General features: G+C 74.3%; 12 protein-coding genes. 4 read left to right on the top strand and 8 right to left on the bottom strand.

Going from position 1 to position 13219, the window contains the following annotated elements; genetic code table 11:
* Nucleotide 1: 1 nt before the first annotated feature.
* Entirely contained in the window at nucleotides 2–895 is an 894-nt protein-coding gene (locus LG396_RS00750; RefSeq protein WP_130456529.1) for an LLM class flavin-dependent oxidoreductase, read from the bottom strand.
* 62 nt (nucleotides 896–957) lie between these two features.
* Nucleotides 958–1515, bottom strand: a complete 558-nt coding sequence (locus tag LG396_RS00745) for a hypothetical protein (protein WP_100300219.1) — start codon at nucleotides 1513–1515, stop codon at nucleotides 958–960.
* A 259-nt stretch (nucleotides 1516–1774) separates the two neighbouring features.
* Between LG396_RS00745 and LG396_RS00740 the strand changes: the two genes are divergently transcribed.
* On the top strand, nucleotides 1775–2116 hold the full coding sequence (locus LG396_RS00740) for a hypothetical protein (protein WP_037747918.1): 342 nt from the start codon (nucleotides 1775–1777) through the stop codon (nucleotides 2114–2116).
* A 66-nt stretch (nucleotides 2117–2182) separates the two neighbouring features.
* Here the strand turns inward: LG396_RS00740 and LG396_RS00735 are convergent, their stop codons facing one another.
* The 6 genes from LG396_RS00735 to LG396_RS00710 all read right to left on the bottom strand — a co-directional run bounded on the left by LG396_RS00735 (nucleotide 2183) and on the right by LG396_RS00710 (nucleotide 9940).
* Nucleotides 2183–3358, bottom strand: a complete 1176-nt coding sequence (locus tag LG396_RS00735) for a hypothetical protein (protein WP_225793155.1) — start codon at nucleotides 3356–3358, stop codon at nucleotides 2183–2185.
* A 104-nt stretch (nucleotides 3359–3462) separates the two neighbouring features.
* Nucleotides 3463–4632, bottom strand: coding sequence for a CobW family GTP-binding protein (locus LG396_RS00730; protein WP_225793154.1), 1170 nt, complete (start codon nucleotides 4630–4632; stop codon nucleotides 3463–3465).
* 57 nt (nucleotides 4633–4689) lie between these two features.
* A complete protein-coding gene (locus LG396_RS00725) occupies nucleotides 4690–5874 on the bottom strand; it encodes a hypothetical protein (protein WP_225793153.1) in 1185 nt (394 codons plus the stop codon).
* Nucleotides 5875–6061: 187 nt separating this feature from the next.
* Nucleotides 6062–6997: a MerR family transcriptional regulator gene (locus LG396_RS00720; protein WP_225793152.1), complete on the bottom strand. Its 936-nt coding sequence runs from the start codon at nucleotides 6995–6997 to the stop codon at nucleotides 6062–6064.
* A gap of 268 nt (nucleotides 6998–7265) precedes the next feature.
* Nucleotides 7266–9035, bottom strand: a complete 1770-nt coding sequence (locus LG396_RS00715) for an SDR family oxidoreductase (protein WP_225793151.1) — start codon at nucleotides 9033–9035, stop codon at nucleotides 7266–7268.
* On the bottom strand, nucleotides 9032–9940 hold the full coding sequence (locus tag LG396_RS00710; RefSeq protein WP_225793150.1) for a M24 family metallopeptidase: 909 nt from the start codon (nucleotides 9938–9940) through the stop codon (nucleotides 9032–9034). Before LG396_RS00710 ends, LG396_RS00715 begins: the two co-directional genes overlap by 4 nt.
* Before the next feature lie 369 nt (nucleotides 9941–10309).
* On the opposite strand from LG396_RS00710, the gene LG396_RS00705 reads away from it, so the two are divergent.
* The 3 genes from LG396_RS00705 to LG396_RS00695 are packed head-to-tail and all read left to right on the top strand — an operon-like array spanning nucleotide 10310 to nucleotide 13201.
* Nucleotides 10310–11344, top strand: coding sequence for an ABC transporter ATP-binding protein (locus LG396_RS00705; protein ID WP_225793149.1), 1035 nt, complete (start codon nucleotides 10310–10312; stop codon nucleotides 11342–11344).
* Nucleotides 11334–12293, top strand: coding sequence for an ABC transporter permease (locus LG396_RS00700; protein ID WP_225793148.1), 960 nt, complete (start codon nucleotides 11334–11336; stop codon nucleotides 12291–12293). The genes LG396_RS00705 and LG396_RS00700 overlap by 11 nt, the downstream gene beginning before the upstream one ends.
* Nucleotides 12290–13201, top strand: a complete 912-nt coding sequence (locus LG396_RS00695) for an ABC transporter ATP-binding protein (RefSeq protein ID WP_018838782.1) — start codon at nucleotides 12290–12292, stop codon at nucleotides 13199–13201. Before LG396_RS00700 ends, LG396_RS00695 begins: the two co-directional genes overlap by 4 nt.
* Nucleotides 13202–13219: the final 18 nt, after the last annotated feature.

The raw sequence follows: 13219 nt of genomic DNA, 5'->3' as shown, positions 1-13219 counted from the left end.
GTCAGGCCGCCAACTGCCCCGGCGCCTCGGTCGCGATGCGCTCGAAGACGGTCTCGTCGGCGGCGAAGACCGAGTCCGGGATGGGCCAGTGCAGCACGATCTCGGTGAAGCCGAGGGCGGCGTGGCGGCCGGCGAAGTCGACGAAGGCGTCGAGGGATTCCAGCGGCCGGTCCGGGGTGAAGCCGGCGAGCAGCACCTTCTCCATGGCCGCGGTGTCCCGGCCCACGGCGGCGCCGGCCTCGGCGAGCCGGGCGACCTGGGCGCGGATGGCCGCGAGGGAGTCGGCGGCGGTGCCGGTCGCGGAGGTCTGCGGGTCGCCGGTGGTCACCCACGCCTGCCCGTACCGGGCGGCCAGCCGCATCCCGCGCGGCCCGGTCGCCGCGACGGCGAACGGCAGCCGGGGGCGCTGGACGCACCCGGGGATGTTGCGCACCTCGTGCGCGGAGTAGTAAGTGCCCGCGTACGACGTGGTGTCCTGCGTCAGCAGCGTGTCCAGCAGCGGTACGAACTCCCCGAACCGCTCCGTCCGCTCCCGCCCCGCCCACGGCTGCTGCCCCAGCGCCGTCGCGTCGAACCCGGAGCCCCCGGCTCCGATCCCGAGGGTCATCCGCCCGCCCGACACGTCGTCGAGCGAGATCAACTCCTTGGCCAGCGTGACCGGATGGCGGAAGTTCGGCGAGGTCACGAGCGTGCCGAGGCGCAGCCGGGAGGTCGCGCAGGCGGCGGCGGTCAGGGTCGGCAGGGCACCGAACCAGGGCCCGTCGCGAAACGTGCGCCAGGAGAGGTGGTCGTAGGTGTACGCGGCGGAGAAGCCCAGCTCCTCCGCCCGCTGCCATTGCGCACGGCCGCCGGAGTGCCACCGCCGGACGGGCAGGATCAGGGTGCTCAGTCGCATACCGCGACCCTACGGCCTGCGTTGCGGGGCCGCAGGGTCGCGGTGCGGGGCGCTCCGGGGGGTCAGCAGCCGCCGCAGTTGTAGTACGTGACGTCCCAGTGGTTGCCCTCGCGGGCGTAGATGTTGCCGGAGCCGGACTGGTACATCGCGGCGCCGTCGCCGCGCTGGCCGATGTAGGCGAAGTTGCCGGTCACGTAGTTGTTGACGCAGGTGCTGAGGGAGAAGTCGAGCTTGTAGCCGTTCCAGTGGCTGTACGTGCCGCCGGCGTGGCCGGTCTCGGTGCCGCCGGTGATGTTCAGGGCGCAGCCGCTCGCGGACTTGAGGGTCTGGGCGCCCTGGGCGGAGGCGAGGTTGAGCTGCTCGAAGGAGGTGCAGGTGGAGTTGTTGCGGTCGGAGCAGCCGCCGGAGGAGGACCAGGTGATGCCGGAGGAGCGGAACATCGACGTGGCCTGGGAGTGGCTGATCTTCGTGACCAGGGGTGCGGCCGGCGAGGCGGCTGCCGCGGGCGCCGCTGCCGCCGGAGCGGCCGGGACAGCGGCGGCCTGGGCGGGGGCCGCGGCGACGCTCACCGAGGCGCCGGCGACGAGGGCGAGTGCGGTGAGTGCGGAACGTACGCGCATGTGGAACCTCCTGCTGGGGTGGGGAGTTGTGGGGGTCCGGCTGAGCAGGTGGTACACCGCAGGATGATGCCCGATGTCTACGCGCGTCGCCAGGGGTTGCGGGGCCGGAGGTGGGGGAACTTGGCGGCGGGGCGGGCGCGTCTGTGTGTCCGGCGATGAAACGGAAGGGGCGGGTGGTGCGGGCGTGAGTGGCGCGGATGCGAGCGGCGCGGGTGCGGGGGACGCGGGTGCGGGTGGCGCCCGTGTGGATCGTCGGGGTGTGCGCGGGGGTGCGGGTGTCGGGCTGGGCGGGTGTGCGCTCGCGCTGGCCGGGGCCGCCGTCGCGCCGCTCGCGTGGGCGCCGCAGGCCGCGGTCAGCGTGCGCGGCGGGTTCGAGGGGCACGCGCGCGACCTGAGCGTGCTCTACGTCGACCTGCCGCTCGTCGTCCTCGGCGGTGCGCTGCTGCCGCTGGGCGTCTGGGCGCTGGGGCTGCGGTGGGTGGGGCGGCCCTGGGTGGTGGCGGTGGCGGCCGTGGCGGCGCTGGGACTGGGGGTGTGGGGGCTCACCGAGTGGTGGTCGCCGCGGCGGCCGCCCGACCCCGGGTACGGGCCGGGGATCTGACTGCGCGTACCCGGGGGTGGGGGGTCGGGGTGCTGGGTGCGGGGCGGGGCGGCGGTGCGGGGTTGCTCAGGCGAGGACGCCGGTGAGCGGGTCGTAGCGCAGGAGCGTGAAGTCGTTGTCGGCAGGGTTGCTCAGGCCCTTCGTGCGGATGGTCATGACGCCGACGCGGTAGCGGTCCTCGGTCGCGACGCGCAGCCAGGGGCGGCCGTCGCGCAGGACCGTGACCTCCTCGGTGAGCGTGCCGTCGCGGCCTGCGGCCAGGGCGTACGCGGGGCCTTCGGGCGGGGCGATGTCGATGCCGCCGTCCTCGCGGATGGTCATGGTCGCGACGAGTTCGCCGCGGCCGTCGTTGGCGTCGCCGGCGAAGTCGTAGAGGTGGGCCGGGTCGCCGACGTAGTGGCGGAGGCGGCCGAGGCCGGTGACGTCCATGCCGTTGTAGAAGTTCTTGGCGTCGGCGTCGAGCCAGAAGTGGGTGTTGTGGGTGGGGGAGTTGAAGTCGGGGCCGGAGTTGTACGAGATGTGCCAGTGAGGTGGGTTGTCGGCGTGCAGGGTGTTGTTCGTCTCGAAGCCGGCGACGAACCAGCGGTGGCCCTTGGCCGCCGCGGTGGTCTTCAGCCCGGAGGCGACGAGGATGCGGTGGGCGGCGACGAGTTGGTGGAGCTGGGAGCGGGCCTCCTTCGCCGGCCACGGGACGGTCGCCCAGGGGCCGGCGACGCGGTCGGGGTCGTTGTGGTCGAGCTTGTAGTACATGCCCGGGGATATGTCGGGGTGGCTCCAGATCTGCAGGGTGGGCTGGTTGGCGTCGGCGGAGGGCTGGGTGACGGGGAGGGTGAAGGCGAAGCGGTGGCGGTCGGCGCGGTCGCGTCTGATGCGCAGCCGGGTGTCCATGTGGACGACGGCGGCCACGGTGACGCCGGGCCAGCGGACGGAGACCTCGATGCCGTCGGCGGTGGCGGGGCCGCGGACGAAGGAGTAGTACTCGGCGCGGCTGGCGACGTGGTAGCGGTCGCCGGGCACGAACTCGTAGCCGTCGGGGAGCGTCATCTCGGGCGTGGCGGGGTCGCCGGGGCGGAGACGGACGAGGCGGAAGGCGGCGTACGCGACGTCGGCGCCGGCGGCTGCTGCGGCAGCGGCGGGTGCGTCGGCGGCGGGCTCTGCGGCTGTGGCGGTACGGGACAGCGCCAGGGTGAGGCCGGTGGCGGAGGCCCCGGTGACCAGGGCGCGGCGGCTCAGCGTGCTCATGCGGGATCCCTCTCGGTACGGGTGCGCGACGTGGGCCAGCTTGCAGCGTCTCGGGGCCCGCAGACTTTCTGTCCCCCAACGGGCAGTTGAACCCGGGTAGCCTCCTACGCCCCGGGGTCCTCGTCCTCGCCCTCGTCCCCGTCCACGTACCGCAGGACTCCCCACATCGCATCCTCGCCGCCGTCCTGCGGGCCGTGGCCGCGGCAGGCGTCGAGTTCCTTGCGTACGGCGTCGGCGTCGATCCCGGAGCCGATCAGCACCAGCCGCGTGGCCCGCTCCTCGCCGCGGCCCCAGGGGGCGGGGCGGAAGCGCAGGAAGCGGCCGACGGCGTGCAGCCCGTACTTCTGCGGGTGGCCGGGGACGCCGAAGTGGACGAAGCCCTTGATGCGGTAGAGGCCGGCGGGGCGGGTGTCGAGGAAGTCCAGCAGGCGGCGGGGGCTGACGGGCTCGCCGGTGGCGAACTCGACGCTCTGGTACGCCGCGTGGAGGTGCGCACCGTGGCCGCAGCCGCTGCCGGAGCAGGCGCCGTGGCCTGCTTCGTTGGCGGCGGCGCGGCCTGCGTCGTGCCTGGTGCCGTGGCCGGTGCCGTCCGTCCCGGCGGCGTCGGCGTCGTCGTCCGCGGCCAGGTCGGCGAAGGAGAGCTGGCGGTGGCGGGGCGCCGCGGCGGCCGGGCGGTCGTCGCGTCCCGGGTCGAAGAACAGCCCGGGGTCGACCCGTCCGTAGGCGGTGGCGACCACGGGCGTACCGGGGGCCAGTTCGCCGAGGGCGTCGTGGAGGCGGCGGCGTTCGGCGTCGTCGATCCGGTCGGTCTTGTTGAGCACGACGAGGTCGGCGACGGCGAGGTGGCGGTCGATCTCGGGGTGCCGCTCGCGGGTCGCGGCGAACTCGGCGCCGTCCACGACCTCGACCAGCCCTCCGTACACGATGCGGTCGTTCTCGCTGGCGAGCACCATGCGGACGAGTTCCTGCGGCTCGGCGAGGCCGCTGGCCTCGACCACGATGACGTCGATCCGGCCGGTGCCGGCGAGCCGGTCGAGGTAGGCGTCCAGCTCGGCGGTGTCGACGGCGCAGCACAGGCAGCCGTTGCCGAGGGAGACCATCGAGTCGACCTGTCCCGCGACGGCCATGGCGTCGATCTCGATGCTGCCGAAGTCGTTGACGACGGCGCCGATCCGGGTGCCGTCGCCGTTGCGCAGCAGCCGGTTGAGGAGGGTGGTCTTGCCGGAGCCGAGAAACCCCGCGAGTACGACGACGGGGATCCGTCCGCTGCCCACCAGCCACCCTCCCGGCGCCGTCCGTTCTGCCGGCGTCCAGCGTAGAGGGCGGGACCGTCAGCCGTAGCGCTCGATGCGCGCCTGGGCGGGCGGGAACGGGGACTGCGCCGTGGTGCCCGCCGACCAGAAGCCGCCGGTGCCCGGTATGGGGGCCAGCGCGGACATCACGGGGGTCACGCCCTGCGCGGCGGCGGGGCCGCGCTCGCTGGTCCAGGCGGTGCCGTCCCAGCGGAGGTAGTGGGCGCTGGCGCCGTCCCAGAAGTCCCATCCGGCGATGAGGGCGGGGCGGCCGGCGGCGTCGGGCGCGATGGCGCCGAGGGAGCCGACGGTGAAGGGGGCGGCGACGTCGCTCCACGCCGTGCCGTCGTAGTGGCGCAGGACGACGCCCGGCGGCTTGCCGGGCGGGCCGCCGGCGCCGTAGTCGTGGCCGGTGAGCCAGATGTCGTCGGGGGTGGTGGGGAGCAGGTCGGTGACGGACAGGCGCAGTCCGGCCAGCCGGGGCAGGACGTGCCAGGCGCGGTCGTCGTACCGGGCGACGTCGACACCGCCGGAGACCCACGTGGCGCCGGCGCCGTCGACGTGGACGTTCCACAGGCTGGGGGCGGTGCCGTCGTCGGTGGGCAGCGGCGGGGACCAGCTCCAGCGGGTGCCGGCGGCGTCGTCGGAGCGCAGCACGCGGGAGCCGCCGTCGCGGGTGCCGGAGATCCGTACGGTGCCGTCGGGGGCGACGGCGACGGCCCACAACTCGGTGCCGGACTCGCCGCGTCCGGGGAAGTCGTGCTCGCGCCAGGTGGCGCCGTCCCAGGCGAGGAGGTGGCCGGCGCCGGCGCGGTCGTACGCCACGGCCCAGGCGGCGACCGCACCCGCGGCCCCGGCGGGGGCGGCGGCGACGTTGCGCAGGCTGCCGGCGAACGCGAGGTGCGACACGTCGGTGGCCTGCCAGGCGGAGCCGTCCCAGGTACGGGCCAGGGGCCGGCCGGAGGTGGAGCCGCTGCGGGCCTCCTCGCCGACGGCCCAGGCGAGATCGGGCCCCGCGGCGGCAACGGCGTTGAGCAGGACGGCGGGTTCACCGGCGGGTACGGGAACCTCGCGCCAGGCGGCGGCGCGGGGCCGGGCGTTGCCGGCCGGCCGGTTCCCGCCCCCGGCGGCAGCGGTGGCGTGGCCGTGCCCGGCGGCGGTGAGGCCGAGCCCGGTGGCGGCGGTCGTGGCGGTTAACCCTCGTACGAAGCTGCGTCTGCGCATGCGTGTTCTCCTCCCGTGTACGGCTGAGCCAGAGTGACCCGCGGGTAACCAGGGGTCAACCCCACGTCGGGCCCCCGGCCGGCCCGCCTCCGGCCGTGCCGCTCATCCCGCAGCTCATCCCGCAGCATCCGGCCGCTCACCCGGGCAGGCGCCGGCCGCCCGGTCCCGGCCCGCCGGGCCCGGCCGCTCACCCCACGCCCTCCTCCCGGCCGCCCGTCGCCAGGGTGTCCATGCGGCGCTTGTGGACCTCCCGCTCCGTCGCCGAGGTGACGAACTCCGCCGTCGCCGCCGGGCCCACCAGGTCGCGCACCGCCGCCACCGTGGCCGCCGGCAGGCTCACCGGCACCGTCGCCGGACCGGCGGCCGGCGGCTGGGGCGGCGGGCCGGCAAGGTGGTCGTGGAGCTGGCGGGTCGCCAGGGTGCGCATCGCGCGGGCCAGCTCCGCGTCCAGCGTCTGCTGCGCCAGCGGGCGCAGCCGGCGGACGAGGCCGGCGGCCTCGGTCGCCTCCGCGTCCGACGGGGGGTGGTCGAGGTAGCGCTGGAAGACGTACTCGGCGGTGAAGTCGAGCAGGCCCGCGGCTATCTCCTCCACCCGCAGCCGCAGCTCCCGCAGCTGGCCGGTGATGGCGGAGAACGGGACGCCCGCGGCGTGCAGTTCGGCGGCGACCGTGAGCTGCTGCGGGCTGGGCACGAAGAACACCTCCGGCTCGCCGGCCACCCGCTCCAGCACGCCCAGCTCGACGGCCTCCTCGACCGCGGACTCGTCCGCCGCCCCGCCGAACAGCTCCTCCAGCTCCGCCCGGCTCAGCTGCCCGGACTCCTCGTCGCTCCACGGCCCCTGCACCTCCGCGACCAGACCCAGCACACCGCCGAGCCCGCGGCCCGCGTCCCACGCCTCCAGCAGTTCCTTGATGGACGCCAGGGTGTACCCGCGGTCGAGGAGCCCGGCTATCTGGCGCAGCCGGGCGAGGTGTTCCTCGCCGTAGACGTTGGTCCGCCCGCGCCGCTCCGGCCGGGGCAGCAGACCGCGGTCGGCGTACGCGCGGATGGTGCGTACCGTCGTGCCGCTGGCGTGCGCCAGCCCCTCGATCCGGTACTCGCCGTCCGTCTGCTGCTCCTGCACCGCTCTCCCGCCCCTCGGCCGGTCGCCCGGCCCGTACGCGAGCCTGCCCCCCGGCCCGCTCGTCGCCCCGCCCACCGCCGCGTGCCCCGCCCCTCCCGCCGCGGCGAGCCCTGTCGGGAGGGATGGTACGACCGGCGCGGAGACGGGGGCCCCGCGCCGGTCGTACGGGACCAGGTCCGGCGTACTCGCGCGGCCTTCTGCGCGCGGGAGGGGTGTTTCGGCACTCACGATGCGGCTCCTGGAAACGGGTGGCTCTGGTCGTCGCCCTCTAGAGCTTCGGCTCCACCCGGGCTATCGCCCGCAGCGCGCGCGGCGCGAACCTCGCCAGCAGCCGCGAGCCCCGCGCCTCCGGGGTGACCGGCACCACCGCCTGGTTGCGCGCGACCGCACGCAGCACGGCCTCCGCGACCTTCTCCGCGGGGTAGTTCCGCTTCCCGTACCAGCGGTGGGCGCTCTTGCGGCGGCGCTGCTCCTCGTCCCCGGAGACACCCGCGAACCGGGTGGTGGCCGTGATGTTGGTGTGCACGAAGCCGGGGCAGACGGCCGAGACGCCGATCCCCTGCCCGGCCAGCTCCGCGCGCAGGCACTCGGAGAGCATCAGCACCGCCGCCTTCGACGTCGCGTACGCGGGCAGGGCCCGCGACGGCGCGTACGCCGCGGCCGAGGCGGTGTTGACGATGTGCCCGCCCTGGCCGCGCTCGGCCATCTGCCTGCCGAAGAGCCGGCAGCCGTGGATGACGCCCCACAGGTTGACGTCCAGCACCCGGCGCCAGTCCGCCGCCGAGGTGTCGAGGAAGGGGCCGGACAGGCCGATCCCGGCGTTGTTCACCAGCACGTCCACCACCCCGTACGAAGCGGCGACGCGCTCGGCGAACTTCTCCATCGCCTCCTCGTCCGCGACGTCCACGGCCTCCGCCCAGGCCTCCGCCGCGCCGATCATCCGGCACAACTCGGCGGTCGTGGCCGCCCCCTCGGCGTCGACGTCCGCCGCCACGATCCGCGCACCGGCCTCCGCGAAGGCGAAGGCGGTGGCCCGGCCGATGCCGCTGCCCGCACCGGTGATCAGCACCAGCCGCCCGGCGAACCGGTCCGCGTACGCCCCGCCGGGGACGATCTCCGCCACCGGTGTGCCGTCCTCGTGCGCGAGCACGAACTCGCCGATCCACGCGGCGAGCTGGTCGGGCCGGGTGCGCGGGACCCAGTGGCGGGCGTCGATCGTGCGCCGCAGCAACTGCGGCACCCAGCGGTCCAGGTCGTCGTAGAGGCTCGGGGAGAGGAAGGCGTCGCCGGCGGGGGTGATGAGCTGCACCGGCGCGTGCGCGTAGGCGTCGGCGCGGGGGCGGCGCAGCCGGGCGCGGACGTTGTCCCGGTAGAGCCAGGCGCCGTGTGCCGCGTCGTCCCCGAGGGAGGCCGTCGGATAGCCGTCGCCGGGGACCTTCTCCAGCCGCCGCAGGATCGCCGGCCAGCGCGCGCCGAGCGGGCCGCGCCAGGCCAGCTCGGGCAGCACGGGGGTGTGCAGCAGATACACGTACCAGGACTTGGCGGTCTGGCCGAGCAGTTGGCCGGCCCGCCGCGGCGTGGGGCGGCGCAGCCGGCCGTTGATCCAGTGCCCGAAGTGGTCGAGGGACGGGCCGGAGAGGGAGGTGAAGGACGCGATACGGCCCTCCGTGCGCTCCACCGTGGTGAACTCCCAGCCCTGCACGGAGCCCCAGTCGTGCCCCACGAGGTGCACCGGGCGGTCCGGGCTGACGGCGTCGGCCACGGCGAGGAAGTCGTCCGTGAGCTTCTCCAGCGTGAACCCGCCCTTCAGCGGCTTCGGCGCGGTGGAGCGGCCGTGGCCGCGGACGTCGTACAGCACGACGTGGAAGCGCTCGGCGAGCCGGGACGCGACCTCGGCCCACACCTCCTTGCTGTCCGGATAGCCGTGCAGCAGCACGACCGTCGGCTGCCCGGCGTCTCCCAGCTCCGCGACGCACAGCTCGACCCCTGCCGTACGCACCCACCGCTCCCGCACGGCCGCGCCGCCCCACTCGCTCATGCCACCCGCCCCTTCTCCGGCTCCCGCCCCTGCACCGCGCCCTGCGCGCCGTCCGCCGCCAGCTCGCGGTCCGCTTCCGCCTCCGCCCACCGCCGCACGTGCGGCAGGTCGTCGTCGAGCCAGAACGCGCTCTCCTCCTCGTCCCGCGAATCCGTCACGACGAGCAGCTCCTCGAACTTCGCCCCCGTCCCCCGGAAGCCCAGGTGCGGCTCCACCGCCCACAGCCCGGGCCGCGGCGGGTGCGCGGAGAACCGGTACGGGCTCCACAGCGGCGACCAGCCCTCGCGGTGCCCGCGCAGCGCGTCCTTCGCCAGGCCCTTGAGGCTCTGCGTGCCGAAGCCGAACACGTGCGGCGCGAAGCGCCGCTCGCGGACCCGGTCGACCTTGTGCGCGATGACGCCGAACGGATAGGCCCGGTGCCGGTTGTGATAGCCCTGGCGGACCATGAGGCGCTCCACGTCCTCGTAGATCTCGCGCAGCGGGCGGCGCTCGCGCACCTCGCGCAGGATCAGCTCGCGGTGCACCCGCAGGTCGCGCATCAGCCGGTCGTGCACGGCGTTCGGCCCGAGGGAGCCGGAATAGCCCACGTCGGCCGTGTGCCCGCCGTGTACCGGGGCGAGGTCGAGGATGAACGGCATGCCCGGCGCCAGCTCCCGGTTCGTCGGGAAGAACTGCAGCGGCACCCTGAACCCCGCGAACGCCGTCCGGTCGCCGAACCACGCGAACGGCAGGTGGAACCAGTCCCGCACGCCGCGCTCGCGCAGCCACTCCCGCTGCATCCGCGCCGCCTCCCGCTCCGTCACCCCCGGCCGGAGCTGCGCCGCGACCGCCTCCGCGCACTCGTACGCCAGGCGCTGCACGCTTCTGAACCCGCGCAGAGCCGCCGAGGACCCGCTGAGTCCCATCAGTCCGCCCCTCCCCTTTTCCGCCGGCATTCCCGGCGCGTTTCCCGCCGCCCGGATGTCCCGCAAGCCGAGTCTCCCGCAACCCGGGAACCGCACCGCCGCGGCCGCCCCTCCCGGCCGGCCCCTCCCTCACATCCACACCGCCCGGGCCGACTTCACCCGAAGCCGGCCCCGCCCGGAAAGCTGACACCAATGACTGTGACATCGCCCCATGGCTCCGTCAATGCCCGCAGTCAGCCTGTGGATACCGCGGGTAACCTCAGGGTTCCCGCCCCCTTCCCCCTACGGGTCCGTCACTCCCCGGTCGTATCCCCCAACCGTCACCAGGTCTGACGCCCCCGCGCCCCCGCACCACTACCGTCGTGCAACGTGACAGTCATCGCCACCGAGAACCTGAGCAAACGGTTTCCCCGGGTCACCGCGCTCGACGGCCTCACCCTCGACATCGGCCCCGGGGTCACGGGACTGGTCGGCGCCAACGGCGCCGGCAAGTCCACGCTGATCAAGATCCTCCTCGGCCTCTCGCCCGCCTCCGAGGGCTCCGCCAGCGTGCTCGGCCTCGACGTGGCCGCCGGCAGCGACACCGCGGCGACCATCCGCGAGCGCGTCGGCTACATGCCGGAACACGACTGCCTGCCGCCCGACGTCTCCGCCACGGAGTTCGTCGTCCACATGGCGCGCATGTCCGGCCTGCCCGCCACCGCGGCCCGCGAGCGCACCGCCGACACCCTGCGCCACGTCGGCCTGTACGAGGAGCGCTACCGCCCCATCGGCGGCTACTCCACCGGCATGAAGCAGCGCGTCAAGCTCGCCCAGGCCCTCGTGCACGACCCGCAGCTCGTCTTCCTCGACGAGCCGACCAACGGCCTCGACCCCGTCGGCCGCGACGACATGCTCGGCCTCATCCGCCGCGTACACGCCGACTTCGGCATCTCCGTCCTCGTCACCTCGCACCTCCTCGGCGAGCTGGAGCGCACCTGCGACCACGTCGTCGTCATCGACGGCGGCCGGCTGCTGCGCTCCAGCTCCACCAGCGACTTCACGCAGAGCACCGCCACCCTCGCGGTCGAGGTGACCGACACCGGCGCCCACCCCGACGGCACCGCCACCCTGCGCAAGGCGCTCGCCGGTGCGGGCCTGGAGATCACTGCGGACGGCCGGCTGCTGTACGTCCAGGCCGAGGGCGACGACACCTACGACGTCGTACGGGACGCGGTGGCCGGACTCGGCCTCGGGCTGGTGCGCATGGAGCAGCGCCGGCACCGCATCGCGGAGATCTTCCGCGACGACGACACCCTCCCGGCGAGCAACCAGGCGGGCACGCAGGCAAGCACCCCGACGACCGCGAGCACGTCCGCGACCACCCCCGCGACCGACCCCGCAGGAAGCCCTCATGCCCTCTGACGCGCCCGCCACCGGAAGCCCCGGCAGCACCGGAAGCACCGGAAGCACCGGCGACTCCGGAACCACCGCCGCCACCGACGTCATCCACGACATCGGCTACCGCCACTACGACGGCCCCCGCCTCGGCCGCGGCTACGCCCGCCGCTCGCTCTTCACCCAGTCCCTGCGCGCCGCGTACGGCCTCGGCCGCTCCGCCAAGTCCAAGGTCCCGCCGGCGCTCCTCTTCGGCATCATGTGCCTGGTCGCGCTCATCCTCGTCGCGGTCGCCATCGGCACCGGCATGGACGAGCTGCCGCTGGAGTACACCGACTACGCGATCTACCTCCAGCCCGTCATCTTCCTCTTCATCGCCGCCCAGGCCCCCGTGTCCGTCTCCCGCGACCTCCGGTTCCGTACGGTCCCGCTGTACTTCTCCCGCCCCGTCGAGCGCCTCGACTACGTCTCCGCCAAGTACGCGGCGATGGCCTCCGCGCTCTTCGTCCTCACCGCCACCCCCCTGCTGATCCTCTACGTCGGCGCGCTGCTGGCGAAGCTCGACTTCACCGACCAGACCAAGGGCTTCGCCCAAGGGCTCGTCTCCGCCGCCCTCCTGTCGCTGCTCTTCGCCGGCATCGGCCTGGCCATCGCCGCCCTCACCCCGCGCCGCGGCTTCGGCGTCGCCGCCGTCATCGCCGCGTTCACCGTGCCGTTCGGCGCGGTCAGCGCGCTGCAGGGCATCGCGTGGGAGCAGGACAACCTCGGCGCCATCGGCTGGTTCGCGCTCTTCTCGCCCATCGGCCTCATCGACAACGTCCAGTCGACGTTCCTCGGCGCGACCCCCGCCACCGCCTCCCCGGAACCCGTCGACCCGTCCACCGCGGCCGGGACCGCCGCGCTGCTGGTCGCGCTCGCGCTCGCCGCCGGCTGCTTCCTCTTCCTGCTGCGCCGCTACCGAAAGGCCGGGCTGTGACCACCATCCGGATCGACAGCGTCTCCCGCTGGTTCGGCAACGTCGTCGCCGTCAACGACGTGACCATGGCCATCGGCCCGGGCGTCACCGGCCTCCTCGGCCCCAACGGCGCCGGCAAGTCGACCCTCATCAACATGATGGCCGGCTTCCTCTCCCCCTCCACCGGCGCGGTCACCCTCGACGGTGTCCGCATCTGGCGCAACGAGCAGGTCTACAAGCAGATCGGGCTCGTCCCCGAGCGCGAGGCGATGTACGACTTCCTCACCGGCCGCGAGTTCGTCCTCGCCAACGCCGAGCTGCACGGCCTCGGCGCCGACGCCGCCCGCAAGGCGCTGGCCACGGTCGAGATGGAGTACGCGCAGAACCGCCGGATCAGCACGTACAGCAAGGGCATGCGCCAGCGCGTGAAGATGGCGTCCGCCCTCGTCCACGAGCCGGACGTGCTGCTCCTCGACGAGCCGTTCAACGGCATGGACCCGCGCCAGCGCATGCACCTGATGGACCTGCTGCGGCAGATGGGCGCCGCGGGCCGCACCGTGCTGTTCTCCTCGCACATCCTGGAGGAGGTCGAGCAGCTCGCCGCGCACATCGAGGTGATCGTCGCCGGCCGGCACGCCGCCTCCGGCGACTTCCGCAAGATCCGCCGGCTGATGACCGACCGCCCGCACCACTACGCCGTACGCTCCAGCGACGACCGCGCGCTCGCCTCCGCGCTCATCGCCGACCCCTCCACGGCCGGGCTCGAACTCGACCGGAGGGACGGGATCCTGCACATCCAGGCCGTCGACTTCGCCCGCTTCACCGAGCTGCTGCCGCGCGTCGCCAGGGACCACGGCATCCGCCTCTACGAGGTCTCGCCCTCCGACGAGTCCCTCGAATCCGTCTTCTCGTACCTGGTCGCGGCCTGAGAAGGAGCGAAGAACGCG

Origin of the sequence: Streptomyces aculeolatus (genome assembly GCF_020400605.1) — a bacterium.
Taxonomy (GTDB): Bacteria; Actinomycetota; Actinomycetes; order Streptomycetales; family Streptomycetaceae; genus Streptomyces; species Streptomyces aculeolatus.
This window is presented reverse-complemented; position numbering and strand designations above follow the sequence as displayed.